This is a genomic window from Variovorax sp. dw_954, assembly GCF_018449755.1.
Classification (GTDB): Bacteria; Pseudomonadota; Gammaproteobacteria; order Burkholderiales; family Burkholderiaceae_C; genus Variovorax.
The window spans coordinates 162,250-178,354 of sequence record NZ_JAAVVD010000002.1 but is presented as its reverse complement, the minus strand read 5'-3'; the positions used below and the strand labels follow the sequence as shown (position 1 = coordinate 178,354).

The following is a 16,105-nucleotide window of genomic DNA, read 5'->3' as shown; positions in this document are numbered from 1 at the left end:
CACAAAAAAAGCCACCCTCGCGGGTGGCTTTTCCATGAAGGCAGTCGCGCTTACTTCGGCGCGTCCTTGGGCTTGTTCGGATCATCGGCGGCTGCAGGTGCCGCAGCGGGCGCGTCCGCGGCCGGGGCAGGAGGGGCGGCGGCCGGTGCATCGGCAGCAGGCGCGGCGGGCGCTGGAGCCGGCGCTTCCGCGGCAGGCGCAGGCGGGGGCGCGGGAGGCGTCACGACCACAGGTGGCGGCGTCACGACGGCCGGTGCTTCCTCCTTCTTGCTGCACGCACTCAGTGCTGTCACGGCGGCCAACGAGGCGAGCAAGACGGTCTTTTTCATGAAGTCTCCTTTGGATGGGATGGAACAAAAAATTCTAGTCCTCCATCCTGACCGGATGCTGCGACATCCGGCAATTCGCGGCGTTGGCTGACAAGGCTCCTGGTCTTTTGAAAACCAAAGCACTCCTTTCGGTCAAAGGCCCAGCGTGAAGGCCGGGAAGGCCGGGCGCCCTTGGCGCAGGCATTCATCGATGGATTCGCGCAATGCGCGCCGCCGCTCCGGCTGCACCGAACACATCCCCCGCGCATGGTCGATGTCGATGCGCTGCAGACACCAGGACGGCGTCCAGATCGCGCTGGGCACCGTCGGCAGCCCCGGGCCCCTGCAGGCCCGGCAATCGATGATGTGGCTCCAGGTCTGGCGCCAGCGAACGAAGCGCGCATGCTCGCGTTCGAAGACCTTGAAGTGCTCGGCCAGCAAGACCAGGCTGCGGCCCGCGGCGGCCCAGGCCTGCAGCGACTCGATACTGGCGCGCTCGCCCAGCGGCCAGTCCTCGAAATCGATGTCGCTGAAGACGATCTCGCGCCAGTTCTGCCGCGCAGCCTCCGACATTGCCATCCTGAGGTGCGAGCGGAAGGCCTCCCGGCCCTCGAATGGACCGTCGGGCAACATGGCGCCCGCGTGGTGTTCAGGTGGCGGCATGCAGCCATCCGGCTTCGCGCCAGTCGTCCAGCAAGGCCAGGGCATCCTCGCTCGCCCGCGCCAGGTCGGCAGGTTCGAGCGCACGCCGATCGGCCAGGCGACGCATCAAGGTCGCATCGCGGCCCGCGGCCCGAAAGCTCTCGCCGTTGATGTAGAGATGGCGTGCGTCGTAGAGCATCCTGCTGCGGCGGTCGAGCGCGACGCCGCGTGTCACGTCATCCGCATCGCGGGCCTCGAACCAGACCTTGGCCTTTGGTTCGGTCATCGACTCGCCCAACGCGCGCTCGATCGCATGCGGATCGCGCTGCAGGCCAGCCAGCACCGCGTCGCGTGCGAAGGCCTGCAACGCGCACGGCATCTGGGCGGGCTGCTCGACCGCGGGTTGCTGCGGGTCGCGGTAGCGCGGCGGCGCCCTGCGATCCGGGTCTTCGAGCGCGTCCGCCTGTGCCTCGGCAATGCGCACCAGCAGGTCCGCGGCCAGTTCGTCGGCGGCCGGCGTGCGCAGGCCGATCGAACAGGTCATGCAGTCGCCGCCCACCGCCACGCCATCGTGCGCATAGCGCGGGGGCAGGTACAGCATGTCGCCGGGCTCGAGCACGAAGGTCTGCTCCGGCTCGAAGCGCTCGAGGATCTTGAGCGGCACGTTCTTCTGCAAGCTCAGGTCGCGCTGGCGGCCGATCGACCATCGGCGCTGGCCCGTGGCCTGCAGCAGGAACACGTCGTAGCTGTCAAAATGCGGGCCCACGCCGCCCTGGTCGCTGGCGTAGCTGATCATCAGGTCATCTACCCGCGCATCGGGGAGGAAGCTGAACTGCCGCAGCAGCGCGTGAACGCCGTCGTCGTGCGTGTCGACGCCCTGCACCAGCAGCGTCCAGGCAGCCTGCTTCGCCGCCGGAAGGGCTCGGCGCGGGAACGGTCCGTGGCGCAAGGTCCAGCCCTTTTCCGCATGGCGGATCAGGCGCGATTCGACATCGTCCCGCGCGGCCAGTTCGAACAGGCCGGCACGGGAGATCGGGGGGGTCATGCCCGGCACGGCTTGCCGCACCAGCAGCGGCTTCTTCTGCCAATGCCGTCGCATGAACTGCGCGGCGCTCAGTCCGCCCAGCAGGGCGAGGGGTTTGTTGATCTCCATGGGAGAATTATCGCGATGGAAATCTCTGAACAATGCGTGGTCGGCCTGACCTGGACGCTGAAAGACACGCTCGGCGAAGTGCTGGACGTACTCGACGAACCGGTGGAATTCCTGGTGGGCGGCGACGACCTTTTCGCCGCGATCGAGGCCGCGCTGCAGGGGCATGAACCCGGCGCGAAAGTGCAACTGCAACTCGAACCCGAACAGGGCTTCGGCGACTTCAACGACCAGCTTCTGTTCCTGGAACCGCGCGCGCTGTTCCCCGAAGGCACCGAGGAAGGCATGACCTTCGACGGCGCCGCGCTACCCTCCGGCGTGAACCCCGACATGCCGCGCGACGTGCTCTACACGGTGAGCGAGGTCTATCCCGAGCATCTGGTGCTGGACGGCAACCACCCGCTCGCGGGCATCGCGATCCGCCTCGACATCACGGTTCGCTCCGTGCGCGAAGCCACGGAAGAAGAGATCGGCCGCGGCACCGCTGGCACAGGTTTCTTCAAGGTGCCATCGATGGCGCCGGGGAACGACCTGCTGCACTGACTCTCAAGTCGATGTGGCTTTGCCATCTCGACTTGATCCCCCGCAGGGGACGGGCCGGGCCGGGCCCGGCCCTGGGGGCTCAAAACCGCGAGATCTGCCCGTTGTCGATGCGGACGCGGTCGCCGATGCGAAGGTCGCCGGGGTTCGGCACATCGAAGGCGCGATAGGCGCCGTTCTCGGTCTGGATCGACACGCGATAACTTTCATACACACGCGGACCGTTGTTCTGCGCCTCGACACTGTTGCCGAGCAGCGCCCCACCGATGACACCCAGGGCCGTTGCCGCGGCGCGGCCGTTGCCGCTGCCGAACTGGTTGCCCACCACGCCACCGATCACACCGCCCGCCACGGCGCCGGCGCCACCGGTGCCGGTGCCCGGGCGCTCGGTGCGCAAGACTTCGATGTTGGCGATGCGGCCGTACTCGGTATAGGGCGCGGGCTGCGCCGGATAGGCCGCCTGCGGCTGGTACGGATAGCGGCTGGTGGTGTAAGGCGCGGGCGCAACGCAGGCCGTCAGCGTGGCGACTGCCAGGACCAATGCGGCGACGGAAACGATACGTGGAAGCTTTTTCATGATGGACTGTTCCATGGGGCTGAATCTCGACTGTCACTGAAATACACATGCATCCAACGCGCGGCTGCGCGTCCAGATGACCGGCCTGTGTAGGAGCACGTCGCTTATTCAACGGTTCCTCAACGGTTCCGCGCTTTACGCGCCAGATGCAAATCTCAAAACTGGAACAAGCCACGGCCGAATGATCATGCTGCTTGCCCGAAGGCCCAGCGCGGCCAACTGCTCTTCAAGCGCTCAGTGCTTGCCGGTCGAGCCGTAGCCGCCCTCCCCGCGCTCGGAGCGCTGGAACTCGTCTACCACGTTGAATTGCGCCTGCACCACCGGCACGATCACCAGCTGCGCCAGCCGCTCCATCGGTTGCAGCACAAAGGACGTGTTGCTGCGGTTCCAGGCGCTCACCTTGAGTTCGCCCTGGTAGTCACTGTCGATCAGGCCGACCAGGTTTCCCAGCACGATGCCGTGCTTGTGGCCCAGGCCGGAGCGCGGCAGGATCAGCGCCGCATAGCCAGGATCGGCCAGGTGGATCGAGATGCCGGTGCCGATCAGCTGCCAGCCGTTGGGCTCCAGCGTGACCGGTGCATCGAGGCATGCGCGCAGGTCCAGCCCGGCGCTGCCAGGGGTTGCGTAGGCGGGAAGTTGATCCGCCATGCGCGCATCGAGAATTCGTAGGTCCACTTTCACTTGCTGCGTCTTTCCTGTTGTTGTCTTGCGATGTGTTCGAGCCATTGGCGCCAGCTGCCGAAACCGGGCGGCAGGAAGCGGTGGCGCAGGCTGTGGGCCGCCCAGAGCCCGCCGATGAAGACCAGCGTCAACGCGGCCAGCGGCGCGCCCATCGCCATCAATGCGAGTAACAGCACCAGCCAGGCGACGGCCAGGCCCTTGGCCACCTTCAGCCTGATCTCGGCGGCTGTGGCCGGCGGCACCGCGCCCGGCGACGGGAGGGTGGCCGGCAGCCGATGCGAGACGCCCGCGTGCGGTGCGCCCGACGGCGTCATGCCCTCATCGAGCAGATGTTCGTTCTCGCCTGGCGGCCGCTTCGGCATCGCTGCCTCCGCCGCCAGCCTCTCGACCAGGCGCGCGAAATCACCGTTGGGTGGCGTGTTCCATTGCGGGTTCATGGCGGCTTCCGTGCGGGCAGGCGCGCGGCAATTTCGGCCACGAGCTGACGCGCGAGCGCCAGCTTGGTGGCTCGCGGCAGCTCGCGCACGCCGTTCGCGTCGACCAGCAGCAGGCTGTTGTGGTCCTGCCCGAAAGTCAGCGGGCCGATGTTGCCCACCAGCAGCGGAATGCCCTTGCGCTCGCGCTTGGCGCTGGCATGGGCGACGAGGTTCTCGCTTTCGGCCGCGAAGCCGACGCAGAACAACGCGCCGCTCTGGGCACGCGCGCTCCTGGCCACGGTGGCCAGGATGTCCGGGTTCTCGACGAAGTGCAGCATCGGCGGCTGGCCGCTGCCGTCCTTCTTGATCTTCTGGTCGCTGTGCGAGGCGGGGCGCCAGTCGGCCACCGCCGCCGTGGCGACGAAGACCGTCGCGTCCTGCGCATTGCCCATCGTGCTTTCGAGCATGCCTTGCGCCGACTGCACGTCGACACGACGCACGCCACGCGGTGTCTGCTGGCTGACCGGCCCGGCGATCAGCGTGACCTCGGCGCCTGCCTCGCGCGCCGCCCGTGCGATGGCGAAACCCATCTTGCCGGACGAATGGTTGGTGATGCCCCGGATCGGGTCGAGCGCCTCGAAGGTCGGCCCGGCCGTGACCAGCACGCGCTGGCCGGCCAGCACCTTGGGCTGGAAGAAGGCCACGATGTCTTCGAGCAGTTGCACCGGCTCCAGCATGCGGCCGTCGCCGGTTTCGCCGCAGGCCTGGTCGCCGGTTCCGACGCCAAGCGCGATCGCGCCATCGGCCTGCACCTGCGCCAAGTTGCGCTGCGTGGCCGGGTGCGACCACATCTCGCGGTTCATCGCCGGCGCGAGCAGCAGCGGCACTCTGTCACGCGGGCGCGCCAGGCACAGCAGGCTCAGCAATTCGTCCGCCCGCCCCTGCACGAGGCGCGCAATGAAGTCGGCACTGCAGGGTGCCAGCACGATCGCATCGGCCTCGCGGCTCAGGTTGATGTGCGGCATGTTGTTGGGCTCGCGCGTGTCCCATTGCGAACCGTAGACCGCACGGCCGGACAGCGCCTGCATCGTCACCGGCGTGATGAACTGCTCCGCCGCCTCGGACATCACCACCTGCACGGTTGCGCCTGACTTGATGAGCAATCGGCATAGCTCTGCCGACTTGTAGCAGGCGATGCCGCCAGTGAGGCCCAGGACGATGTGTTTGCCAGCGAGATCTTGCATATGCGCGGAAGTGTAATGACCCGCAGCGCAGGCCGGGGCGCGCCAATTCCCGGCATCTATAATCTCAATTTCCCACTGCCCGGACCTTTGCGTTCGGTAATGGCATGACCAAATTTGTCTTCGTCACCGGCGGTGTGGTGTCTTCCCTCGGCAAGGGAATCGCCTCCGCCTCGCTCGCCGCGCTGCTCGAATCGCGCGGCCTCCAAGTCACCCTCATCAAGCTCGATCCGTACATCAATGTCGACCCCGGCACGATGTCGCCTTTCCAGCATGGCGAGGTGTTCGTCACCGATGACGGCGCCGAGACCGACCTCGACCTCGGCCACTACGAGCGCTTCATCAACACGCGCATGCGGCGCGCCAACAACTTCACCACTGGCCAGATCTACAAGACCGTGCTCGAGAAAGAGCGCCGCGGCGATTACCTCGGCAAGACGGTGCAGGTGATTCCGCACATCACCAACGAGATCCAGGAATACGTCAAGCGCGGCGCCGGCATCGGCACCTCGCACGAGGTGGACGTGGCCATCGTGGAAATCGGCGGTACTGTGGGCGACATCGAATCGCTGCCTTTCCTCGAGGCCGTGCGCCAGATGAGCCTGCGCATGGGCCCGAACAATTCGGCCTTCGTGCACCTGTCGTATGTGCCGTGGATCGCTGCCGCCGGCGAGCTCAAGACCAAGCCGACGCAGCACACCGCCAAGGAACTGCGCGCCATCGGCATCCAGGCCGACGCCCTCCTCTGCCGCGCCGACCGCCCGATCCCCGACGACGAGCGCAGCAAGATCTCGCTGTTCTCGAACGTGCCCGAATGGGGCGTGATCTCGATGTGGGACGTGGACACCATCTACAAGGTGCCGCGCATGCTGCACGAGCAAGGCCTGGACGGCCTGATCTGCGACAAGCTGCGCATCAATACACCGCCCGCCAAGCTCAATCGCTGGGACGACCTGGTCTACGAGGTCGAGCATCCGCAGAACGAAGTCACCATCGCGATGGTCGGCAAGTACGTCGAACTGTCGGACAGCTACAAGTCGCTCAACGAAGCGCTGCGCCATGCCGGCATGAAGAACCATGCAAAGGTGAAGATCGAGTACATCGACTCCGAGACCATCACGCCGCAGGACGTCTCGCGCCTGGGCAAGTACGACGCGGTGCTGGTGCCGGGCGGCTTCGGCCAGCGCGGTGTCGAGGGCAAGATCTCGGCTGCGAAGTTCGCACGCGAATCCGGCGTGCCCTACCTTGGCATCTGCCTCGGCATGCAGGTCGCAACCATCGAGTACGCCCGCAACGTGGCCGGCCTCAAGAATGCCAACAGCACCGAGTTCGAGCCCAACACGCCCTGCCCCGTGATCGCGCTGATCACCGAGTGGAAGGACAACGACGGCACCGTCAAGACCCGCAGCGAAAAGTCCGACCTCGGCGGCACCATGCGCCTCGGCGCGCAAAGCTCCGACGTGACGCCGGGCACGCTGGCCCACAGCATCTATGGCGACGTGGTCACCGAGCGCCATCGCCATCGCTACGAAGCCAACGTGCACTATCTGGACCAGCTGCGCGACGCCGGCCTGGTGATCTCGGCGCTGACGCAGCGCGAGCACCTGACCGAAATCGTCGAATTGCCGAAGGAGATCCATCCCTGGTACATGGGCGTGCAGTTCCACCCGGAATTCAAGTCGACACCGTGGGGCGGGCATCCGTTGTTCAATGCGTTCATCAAGGCCGCGCTCGCGCATCAGGCGCAGGGTGAAGGCAGCAAGCCGCTCATGAAGGTGGTTGCATGAGTGCCGCTCACGTAGTGGCAGGCGTGGGGGTCCTATGAAGCTCTGCGGATTCGACATCGGGCTCGACAAGCCCTTTTTCCTCATCGCCGGACCTTGCGTCATCGAATCCGATCAGTTGCAGATGGACACCGCCGGCACGCTGAAGGAAATCACCGCCAGCCTCGGCATCCCGTTCATCTTCAAGAGCAGCTTCGACAAGGCCAACCGCTCGTCGGGCACCACCTTCCGCGGCCCGGGCCGGGAGAAGGGATTGGAGATCCTGGCCAAGGTCAAGCGCGAACTCGGCGTGCCGGTACTGACGGACGTCCACACCGAGGACGACATCGTCGAGGCCGCGAAGGTGGTGGACGTGCTTCAAACGCCCGCCTTCCTCTGCCGCCAGACCGACTTCATCCGCGCCGTGGCGCAGTCGGGCAAGCCGGTCAACATCAAGAAGGGCCAGTTCCTCGCGCCGCACGACATGAAGAACGTGATCGACAAGGCGCGCGCGGCCGCCAGGGAAAAAGGGCTGGAGCAAGACAACTTCCTGGCCTGCGAACGCGGCGCCAGCTTCGGCTACAACAACCTCGTGTCGGACATGCGCTCGCTGTCGATCATGCGCGAGACCGGCGCGCCGGTGGTGTTCGATGCGACGCATTCGGTGCAGCTTCCGGGCGGCCAGGGCACGAGTTCCGGCGGCCAGCGCGAGATGGTTCCGGTGCTGGCGCGCGCAGCCCTCGCCGTCGGCGTGGCCGGTGTCTTCATGGAAACGCATCCCGACCCCGCCAAGGCGATGAGCGACGGGCCGAACGCAGTGCCGCTCAAGCACATGAAAGCGCTCCTCGAGACGCTGGTCGCGCTCGACGCGGTCACCAAGAAAAACGGCTATCTCGAAGACAGGTTCCAGGCATGAGCAACGCAGGATCGCTCCACGTTGCGGATGCCCCCGCGGGGCGCAGCGAGGACACGACCATGCCGAGCGTGGGGGCGCCATGAGCTGCGGATACGTGATCGCATACGTCGAGGTGACCAACCCGACGCAGTACGAGGAATACAAGAAGTGGTCGACCGTCGCCATGCAGGCCCATGGCGCAGAAGTCTGCGTGCGCGGCGGCCAGGTTGAGCCGCTCGAAGGGGACTGGAAGCCCACGCGCGTGATCGTGCTGAAGTTTCCGAGCCTCGAGAAGGCCAAGGCCTTCTACGACACGCCTGAATACCGCAAGGCGCGCGAGGCGCGTGCCGGCGCGGCGATCATGAACATGATTGCCGTCGAAGGTCTGTAAGAATCAAGTTCTCAAACAAAGGGTAAGCAATGAGTGCAATCGTTGACATCGTCGGCCGCGAGATTCTCGACAGCCGAGGCAATCCCACCGTCGAATGCGACGTGCTGCTGGAAAGCGGCACCATGGGCCGCGCGGCCGTGCCTTCGGGCGCTTCGACCGGCTCGCGCGAGGCCATCGAGCTGCGCGACGGCGACAAGAGCCGCTACCTCGGCAAGGGCGTGCTGAAGGCCGTGGAGAACATCAACACCGAGATCTCCGAAGCCGTGCTCGGCCTCGACGCCAGCGAGCAAGCCTTCCTCGACCGCACGCTGAACGACCTGGACGGCACCGACAACAAGGCGCGCCTGGGCGCCAACGCGACGCTGGCCGTGTCGATGGCCGTGGCCCGCGCCGCGGCCGAGGAATCCGGCCTGCCGTTGTACCGCTACTTCGGTGGCATGGGCGGCATGGAATTGCCCGTGCCGATGATGAACGTCATCAACGGCGGCGCCCATGCCAACAACAGCCTGGACCTGCAGGAGTTCATGATCATCCCCGTGGGCGCCAAGAGCTTCCGCGAGGCCGTGCGCTACGGCGCGGAGACCTTCCATGCGCTCAAGGCCATCCTGAATTCCCGTGGCATCAGCACCGCGGTCGGTGACGAAGGCGGCTTCGCGCCCAGTGTCGAAAGCCATGAAGCCGCGATCCAGCTGATCCTCGAAGCCATCGACAAGGCCGGCTATGTGGCCGGCGAACAGATCGCGCTGGGCCTGGACTGCGCCGCCAGCGAGTTCTACAAGGACGGCAAGTACGTGCTGTCGGGCGAGAACCTCACGCTGACGGCCGAAGGCTGGACCGACATGCTCGCGACCTGGGTCGACAAGTACCCGATCATCAGCATCGAGGACGGCATGCACGAAGGCGACTGGGACGGCTGGAAGCACCTGACCGAACGCCTTGGCAAGCGCGTGCAACTGGTGGGCGACGACCTGTTCGTCACCAACACCAAGATCCTGCGCGAAGGCATCGACAAGGGCATTGCCAACTCGATCCTCATCAAGATCAACCAGATCGGCACGCTGACCGAGACTTTCGCCGCCATCGAGATGGCCAAGCGCGCCGGCTATACGGCCGTGATCTCGCACCGCTCGGGGGAAACCGAGGACAGCACCATCGCCGATATTGCGGTGGGGACCAACGCTGGCCAGATCAAGACCGGCTCGCTCTCGCGTTCGGACCGCATCGCCAAGTACAACCAGTTGCTGCGCATCGAGGAAGACCTGGGCGACGTTGCCACCTACCCGGGCCGTTCGGCGTTCTACAGCCTGCGCTGACATTGCATCATGCGCTCCCGCGTCGTCGCTCCCATCGTGCTCGTGTTGCTGCTGCTGTTCTTGCAATGGCAGCTGTGGAACGGCCGCGGCAGCCTGCGCAGCGTGGCGCAGCTCGAGGACAAGCTGGCGACGCAGAAAGCAGCCAATGCCAAGGCTGCCGTAATCAACGACCGACTCACGGCCGAGGTGCGCGACCTGCGCGAAGGCCTCGAGATGGTCGAGGAACGCGCGCGGCAGGAACTCGGCATGGTGAAGCCGAACGAAGTATTCGTCCAGATCACACGCTGATGCGGCCCACCCCCGAAGCGCCTGCGGCGCAGCGTGCGGCGCCCGGAAAACCCACATGACCCCGACTCTCCCGGCCGGCAGCGTGATCGCGCTGCTGGGCGCCGAGAGCACCGGCAAGACCGAACTTGCGCAGGCGCTGGCCACGCGGCTGCAGCAGCGCGGCATCGCGAGCACGTGGGTTCCGGAGCACTTGCGCGAATGGTGCATGCGCGAAGGCCGCGCACCGCGGCGTGATGAACTGCAGGCCATCGCGGACGAGCAGACGCGCCGCATCGTCGAAGCCGCACGCAGCGGCGTTGTCGTGGCGGACACCACCGCATTGTCGATTGCCGTCTACAGCGACACCCTGTTCGGTGACACCTCGCTCTACCCCGGCGCAACGGCCGCGCAGTGCCGGTACACGATCACGCTGTTGACCGCGCTCGACTTGCCCTGGGTCGATGACGGCCTGCAGCGCGAAGGCCCGCAGGTGCGCGAGCCCTTCGATGGGCGGCTGCGCGGCGCATTGGCTGGCGCCGGCATCGGCTACGCCGTCGTCCACGGCACGGGCGCCGAGCGACTGGCCAGTGCCTGGAACGCGATCCATTCGATCGCTTCACGCGAGCGCCCCACGGGGGCCCCGGTGCGGCGTGGCGCCGGCTCGGCGTGGCAGTGGCCTTGCGACAAGTGTTCCGATCCTTCCTGCGAGCACCGGCTGTTCAGCGACCTCGTCGCGGGGCGGCAATAGCGGTCAGTCCCTGCCCCCCCGGACCGGGCGCCTCCGGCCAGCGGAACCCCACGTCCACCGCCATGATGCGCAGCCCCCGGGACTTGACCCGCGCCGTCCCTACTGGACGATCGCCGTCCCGGGCGGCTGGTCGCCCGGCGACTTGAAGATCTGCGCCGCGTCGACGGCATCGAAGCGGTACTGCTTGCCGCAGAAGTCGCAGCCCACCTCGATGTCGCCGCGCTCGGCCAGGATCTCTTCCGCCTCCACGATGCCCAAGCCGCGGATCATTCCGGCCACGCGATCACGGCTGCAGGTGCATGCGAAGTGCGGCCCGAGCAGACCGGCCTGCGGCTCGAATCGCAGCACCTTCTCTTCCCAGAACAGACGATGCAGGATGGTGTCGACGTCGAGCGTCAGCAGCTCGTCGCGCGTCAGGCTGGAGGCCAGGATCGAGATGCGGTTGTAGTCCTCGTTGAGGCCGATCTGGTCCTGGTGCGCTTCCGCGATGCCACTGCGCAGCAGGTTGGCCTCGCCCTTCACCGGCAGGCGCTGGATCAGCAACCCGGCCGCCACCTTGTCGTCGGCCGCCAGCACCAGCGTCGTGTCGAGTTGCTCGCTCTTGAGCATGTAGTGCTGCAGCACGTCGCTGAGCTTGCCGAACTTGTCGTTGTGGTCGCCCACCAGCGGCACCACACCCTGGTAGGGCTGCTGGCCGGGCACCTTGTCCTTCGGGTCGAGCGTGATCGCGCAGCGGCCCTTGCTGTGCACGTTGACCATCTCCGAGAGGTGCGCGTTGTCAGGAATGGCGCCCATCACCTTGGCCGTGGCACGCAGGCTCAGGTCGGCCTGGACTTCGGCGACGGCGATCTTCACCGGCCCGTCGCCGAAGACTTGCAGGATCAGCGCGCCATTGAACTTGATGTTGGCCTGTATCAACGTTGCCGCAGCCGTCATTTCGCCGAGCAGCTCCACGACGGGCGGCGGATAGGCACCCGTGGTGGAGTTCGATGCCCGCCGCGCCAGGATTTCGGTCCAGGGTTGGGTCAGGCGCACGATCATTCCGCGCACGGGCATTCCGTCAAACAAGAACTTGTGCAGCTCGCTCAAAATCATCCTTCAGTCGCCTGGGCAATCAGGCGATCTTCCTCAGGCCCTTCGCGAAGCGATGGCCGTTTTGTACATAGTGCTCGGCGCTTTGCCGCAGCTTGGCGGCGGCCGCATCGTCGAGCGTGCGAACCGCCTTGGCGGGCGCGCCGATGATGAGCGAGTTGTCGGGAAATTCCTTGCCCTCGGTGACCACGCTGCCGGCGCCAACGATCGAGTTGCGGCCGATCTTCGCGTTATTCAAGATGACGGATTGAATGCCGATCAGCGAGTTGTCGCCGATGGTGCAGCCATGCAGCATCACCTGATGCCCCACGGTGACGTTCTCGCCGATGGTGAGCGGGCAACCATGATCGGCATGCAGCACCGACAGGTCCTGCACGTTCGAGTTGCGGCCGATGGTCAGGGTGTCGGTATCCCCGCGCAACACCGCGCCGAACCAGACGCTGGTGTTGTCGGCCAGCTTCACGTTGCCGATCACCTGTGCGCTGTCAGCGACCCATGCGCCATCGCCAAGTTGCGGCGCCACGCCGTCGAGTTCATAGATCGCCATCGTCAGGGTCTCCAGGGAGCAAAACTAGAATTGTAGGGATGCACCATCGCCTGAGCGCCCTTGCCGCGCTGCGCATCGAAGATCCCGCAGAAAAAGTGACCGCGGCACGCGCGGCGGCGGCGCTCGCGGCCGTGGATGCCATCGGCTCGGACGAACTGCGCGGCGTGGTGGACGAGTCCGGCGTGCCGGGGCGGCCGGCGCGGCCCGTCCGAGTCGCCGCCACCTCGGTGCCGCAGCGCTCGCCCTTCACGGACGAGGGCCGCGCCGCGCTGATCCACGCGATCTGCCACATCGAATTCAACGCCATCAACCTCGCGCTCGATGCCGTCTGGCGCTTCGGCGGCATGCCCGAGGCCTACTACCGCGACTGGTGGCGCGTCGCCGACGAAGAGGCGCAGCACTTCGCCTTGCTTCACGCGCACCTGCGCGGGATGGGCTGGCAGTACGGCGACTTTCCCGCGCATGACGGCCTGTGGACCATGTGCGAGAAAACGAGAGACGATGTGACAGCGCGCATGGCGCTGGTGCCCCGCACGCTGGAAGCACGTGGGCTCGACGCCACGCCGCTGATCCAGGCCAAGCTGGCGCGAATCGGCACGCCCGATGCCGTGGCCGCGAGCGCCATCCTCGACATCATCCTGCGCGACGAGATCGGCCACGTGGCCGTCGGCAATCGCTGGTATCGCTGGCTCTGCGAGCGCGACGGGCTGGACCCGATCGCCCACTACCGCATGCTTTATCGCCGCCACGAAGCACCGCGGCTGCGACCGCCGTTCAACCTCGATGCGCGCTCGCGTGCCGGCTTCACGGACGAGGAGCTGGGCGCGCTGTCACAGGCTGACTGAACCAGCGCAATTGACCCAGGAAGACGGGAGCGGACAGCCGTACGCAGAGGACGCAAAGGTTCCGCAAGGACGCGAAAGAAGACAAGGAAAAAGCAAAGGCTTCTCTGGTTTTCTTTTGCGATCTTTGCGAAGCCTTTGCGCCCTCTGCGTTCGGCTGTCCGTTCCCATTCCCGTTCCCGTTCCCGCTACCCCTATCGTCGACGCATCACGACCAGCTTCGGCAGGAAGTGCTGCAGCACCTCGCCGCGCTGGTTGCGCGTCTCGCACCGCATCTGGACCATGCCGCGATCGGGCTTGGAGCGCGATGGCACGATCTCCATCACCTCGGCTTCGACGCGCAGCACGTCGCCCGGCCGCGTCGGATGGGGCCAGCTGAGCTGGCCGCCCGAGCCGATGATGCCGTCGGCCAACGGCAGGCCGCTGGTGACGAGCAAGCGCATGGTGATTGCAGCGGTGTGCCATCCGCTGGCCGCCAGTCCTCCGAAGAAGGTGCTCTTCGCGGCCTCTTCGTCGGTATGGAAAGGCTGCGGGTCGAACAGGTTGGCAAAAGCCTTGATCTGCTCCGCGTCGATCTCGTGCCCCTCGCTCGTGAATCGATCGCCGACTTTCAGATCGTCGAGATACAGCGCCTTGTCGGCCATGGCTTGCTCCGGTGGGATGGATGGGACGCCCATGATGGCAGACCCGTCTATTCCGCCTTGATGTTCGCGGCCTTGATGATGCGCCCGTTGCTTTCGTACTCCGCGGCGATGGCCTTTGCGAAGTCACCCGCGCCGCGGGTCGTCGGCACGTTGTCCGCCGCCAGCAGCTTGGCGCGCAGTTCGGGGCTCTCCAGCGCCTTGTTGATCTCGGCGTTGTAGCGATCGACCAGCGCGCCCGGTATGCGGGCCGGCGCGAACACGCCGAAAAGCGACGACAGGTTCGCCGTCTCGAAGCCGAGTTCGCCCAGCGTCGGCACCGCAGGCAGGCTGTCGAGCCGAGCGGGTGCGCCCGCGGCGAGCGCCCGCAGCTTGCCGCTCTGGATGTGCGCGGTCAACGTCGGACCGGCATTGGTCGACAGGATCTCGAATTGCCCACTCAATGCGTCGGTCAGTTGTTGGCCGCCGCCCTTGTACGGCACATGCGTCACGTCGATGCCCGCGCTCGCACGCAACTGCGCGAGCACGATGTGGCCGAGCGAACCCAGCCCGGAGGTGGCCCAGCGGATGGCGCCCGGCTTGGCCTTCGCTTCGGCCAGCAGCGCCTTGAAGTCCCTCGCCGCTTCGGCGGGCGTGGCCAGCAGCAGCACCGGCGAATACATCACGCTCGCCACCGGCACGATGTCCTTCAACGGGTCGAAGGGCGACTTCGCGAGATGAGGATTCAGCACCAGCGGGCTCGTGGCAGAAAAGCACAGCGTGGCGCCGTCCGGCGCGGACTTGGCCACCGCGTCCATGCCGATGCTGCCGCTGGCGCCGGCCCGGTTCTCGATGATCACCGTCGTGCCGAGTTGCGCCGCGAGCTTCTCGCCCAAGGCTCGCGCCACGTTGTCGCTGACGCCGCCCGGCGGATAGGGCACGACGATGCGGAGGACCTTGGGAAGGGCCTGGGCGCGCGCACGCGCGCTCCAGAGCGCGGATGCAGCCAGTGCAGTGATCGCAAGGTCGCGTCGGGTGAACGCCAGGTTCATCTTGAAAATCCCCTTTTCCATTCCAGATTTCCACTGAAGGCGCCGCGGGCGCTTCGGCGGTGGGCACCATTCAGCCGCGCGGATGATGCTGCGCGTGCAGTTGCTTCAAGCGCTCGCGCGCGACATGGGTGTAGATCGTCGTCGTCGAGATGTCTGCATGGCCCAGCAACAGTTGCACCGCGCGCAGGTCGGCGCCATGGTTGAGGAGGTGCGTGGCGAACGCGTGGCGCAAGGTGTGCGGGGAAAGCGGTACATGGATGCCGGCACGCAGCGCGTGCTTCTTCACGATGATCCAGAACATCACGCGCGTCATGCCCGAGCCGCGTGCGGTCACGAAGAGGTCATCGGTTTGCTGCCCATCGAGGATCTCGGGGCGCGCCTCCTTGAGATAGCGCTCGATCCATCGCCGCGCTTCGCCGCCGAAGGGCACCAGCCGCTCCTTGCTGCCCTTGCCGACGACGCGCAGCACGCCGTCGTTGAGGCTCATGTTCAGCACCTTGAGCGTGACCAGTTCGCTCACGCGCAGCCCGCTGGCGTACATGAGTTCCAGCATCGCGCGATCGCGCAGGCCAAGCGGCGTGTCAACCTCGGGCGCCGTGAGCAGATCTTCCACATGCTGCTCGGTCAGCGTCTTGGGTACGCGCAGCGACTGCCGCGCGGGGCTCAGGCGCAGGGTCGGATCGGCGGTGATGCGACGCTCGCGCAAGGCCCAGCGGAAGTAGCGCTTGAACACGGTGAGCCGCCGGTTGGCCGAGGTGGCCTTGCCCTTGTCGGCGAGCTTGGCGCCCATGTAGGCCTGCAGGTGATGCTCCTGCGTGGCATCCAGCGCGACGCTGCGCTCCGCCAGCCAGCGCTCGAACAATTCAAGGTCGCGCCGGTACGCCTCCAGCGTGTTGTTCGCCAGGCCGTGCTCCAGCCACAGCGCATCGACGAAATCCGTGATGGCGGAGCTTTGGGAAGAGGTCGCGGCGACGGTCATGGGCGCAACCATACCCAAATTGAAAAAGCCGCCCGCGGCGG

Annotated in this window: 20 protein-coding genes; 8 read left to right on the top strand and 12 right to left on the bottom strand. The window is 66.3% G+C overall.

Annotated features, from left to right (window positions below):
- Positions 1-50 precede the first annotated feature (50 nt).
- The 3 genes from HB681_RS03985 to HB681_RS03975 form a co-directional block, all read right to left on the bottom strand.
- Entirely contained in the window at positions 51-329 is a 279-nt protein-coding gene (locus HB681_RS03985) for a hypothetical protein (protein ID WP_213953473.1), read from the bottom strand.
- A gap of 132 nt (positions 330-461) precedes the next feature.
- Positions 462-971 (bottom strand): hypothetical protein, encoded by a 510-nt coding sequence (locus HB681_RS03980; protein WP_213953472.1) that lies wholly within the window; start codon positions 969-971, stop codon positions 462-464.
- Entirely contained in the window at positions 958-2,103 is a 1,146-nt protein-coding gene (locus HB681_RS03975; protein ID WP_213953471.1) for a cupin domain-containing protein, read from the bottom strand. The genes HB681_RS03980 and HB681_RS03975 overlap by 14 nt, the downstream gene beginning before the upstream one ends.
- Before the next feature lie 15 nt (positions 2,104-2,118).
- On the opposite strand from HB681_RS03975, the gene HB681_RS03970 reads away from it, so the two are divergent.
- On the top strand, positions 2,119-2,643 hold the full coding sequence (locus HB681_RS03970; RefSeq protein WP_213953470.1) for an FKBP-type peptidyl-prolyl cis-trans isomerase: 525 nt from the start codon (positions 2,119-2,121) through the stop codon (positions 2,641-2,643).
- Positions 2,644-2,722: 79 nt separating this feature from the next.
- Here HB681_RS03970 and HB681_RS03965 read toward each other — a convergent pair whose 3' ends face one another.
- The 4 genes from HB681_RS03965 to coaBC form a co-directional block, all read right to left on the bottom strand.
- Complete coding sequence (locus HB681_RS03965) at positions 2,723-3,217, bottom strand: glycine zipper 2TM domain-containing protein (RefSeq protein ID WP_213953469.1); 495 nt, start codon at positions 3,215-3,217, stop codon at positions 2,723-2,725.
- Positions 3,218-3,451: 234 nt separating this feature from the next.
- A complete protein-coding gene (gene dut, locus HB681_RS03960) occupies positions 3,452-3,898 on the bottom strand; it encodes a dUTP diphosphatase (RefSeq protein WP_213953468.1) in 447 nt (148 codons plus the stop codon).
- Positions 3,895-4,335, bottom strand: a complete 441-nt coding sequence (locus tag HB681_RS03955; protein WP_213953467.1) for a hypothetical protein — start codon at positions 4,333-4,335, stop codon at positions 3,895-3,897. The genes dut and HB681_RS03955 overlap by 4 nt, the downstream gene beginning before the upstream one ends.
- Positions 4,332-5,558, bottom strand: coding sequence for a bifunctional phosphopantothenoylcysteine decarboxylase/phosphopantothenate--cysteine ligase CoaBC (coaBC, locus tag HB681_RS03950; protein WP_213953466.1), 1,227 nt, complete (start codon positions 5,556-5,558; stop codon positions 4,332-4,334). The genes HB681_RS03955 and coaBC overlap by 4 nt, the downstream gene beginning before the upstream one ends.
- Positions 5,559-5,662: 104 nt before the next feature.
- Here coaBC and HB681_RS03945 point away from each other — a divergent pair, with 104 nt between their 5' ends.
- The 6 genes from HB681_RS03945 (at position 5,663) to HB681_RS03920 (ending at position 10,932) form a co-directional block, all read left to right on the top strand.
- Entirely contained in the window at positions 5,663-7,342 is a 1,680-nt protein-coding gene (locus tag HB681_RS03945; protein WP_213953465.1) for a CTP synthase, read from the top strand.
- Between the two features lie 34 nt (positions 7,343-7,376).
- Entirely contained in the window at positions 7,377-8,234 is an 858-nt protein-coding gene (kdsA, locus tag HB681_RS03940) for a 3-deoxy-8-phosphooctulonate synthase (protein WP_213953464.1), read from the top strand.
- A gap of 79 nt (positions 8,235-8,313) precedes the next feature.
- Positions 8,314-8,604 (top strand): DUF1330 domain-containing protein, encoded by a 291-nt coding sequence (locus HB681_RS03935; protein WP_213953463.1) that lies wholly within the window; start codon positions 8,314-8,316, stop codon positions 8,602-8,604.
- 29 nt (positions 8,605-8,633) lie between these two features.
- Positions 8,634-9,917 carry a phosphopyruvate hydratase gene (gene eno, locus HB681_RS03930; RefSeq protein WP_213953462.1) on the top strand — a complete coding sequence of 428 codons (1,284 nt, stop codon included), beginning with the start codon at positions 8,634-8,636 and terminating at the stop codon, positions 9,915-9,917.
- A 9-nt stretch (positions 9,918-9,926) separates the two neighbouring features.
- Positions 9,927-10,205, top strand: a complete 279-nt coding sequence (locus HB681_RS03925; RefSeq protein WP_213953461.1) for a septum formation initiator family protein — start codon at positions 9,927-9,929, stop codon at positions 10,203-10,205.
- Between the two features lie 55 nt (positions 10,206-10,260).
- Positions 10,261-10,932, top strand: coding sequence for an ATP-binding protein (locus HB681_RS03920; protein ID WP_213953460.1), 672 nt, complete (start codon positions 10,261-10,263; stop codon positions 10,930-10,932).
- Between the two features lie 99 nt (positions 10,933-11,031).
- Here HB681_RS03920 and HB681_RS03915 read toward each other — a convergent pair whose 3' ends face one another.
- Both HB681_RS03915 and HB681_RS03910 read right to left on the bottom strand, forming a co-directional pair.
- Entirely contained in the window at positions 11,032-12,021 is a 990-nt protein-coding gene (locus HB681_RS03915; protein ID WP_213953874.1) for an Hsp33 family molecular chaperone HslO, read from the bottom strand.
- Positions 12,022-12,046: 25 nt separating this feature from the next.
- Positions 12,047-12,571, bottom strand: a complete 525-nt coding sequence (locus HB681_RS03910) for a gamma carbonic anhydrase family protein (protein ID WP_213953459.1) — start codon at positions 12,569-12,571, stop codon at positions 12,047-12,049.
- Between the two features lie 38 nt (positions 12,572-12,609).
- Here HB681_RS03910 and HB681_RS03905 point away from each other — a divergent pair, with 38 nt between their 5' ends.
- Positions 12,610-13,416, top strand: coding sequence for a ferritin-like domain-containing protein (locus HB681_RS03905; RefSeq protein WP_213953458.1), 807 nt, complete (start codon positions 12,610-12,612; stop codon positions 13,414-13,416).
- 191 nt (positions 13,417-13,607) lie between these two features.
- Here the strand turns inward: HB681_RS03905 and HB681_RS03900 are convergent, their stop codons facing one another.
- From HB681_RS03900 to xerD, 3 genes are all read right to left on the bottom strand, one after another.
- Entirely contained in the window at positions 13,608-14,057 is a 450-nt protein-coding gene (locus tag HB681_RS03900; RefSeq protein ID WP_213953457.1) for a MaoC family dehydratase, read from the bottom strand.
- Positions 14,058-14,104: 47 nt separating this feature from the next.
- On the bottom strand, positions 14,105-15,085 hold the full coding sequence (locus HB681_RS03895) for a tripartite tricarboxylate transporter substrate binding protein (RefSeq protein ID WP_213953873.1): 981 nt from the start codon (positions 15,083-15,085) through the stop codon (positions 14,105-14,107).
- 70 nt (positions 15,086-15,155) lie between these two features.
- Positions 15,156-16,064, bottom strand: a complete 909-nt coding sequence (xerD, locus tag HB681_RS03890; protein ID WP_213953456.1) for a site-specific tyrosine recombinase XerD — start codon at positions 16,062-16,064, stop codon at positions 15,156-15,158.
- Between the last annotated feature and the right edge of the window lie 41 nt (positions 16,065-16,105).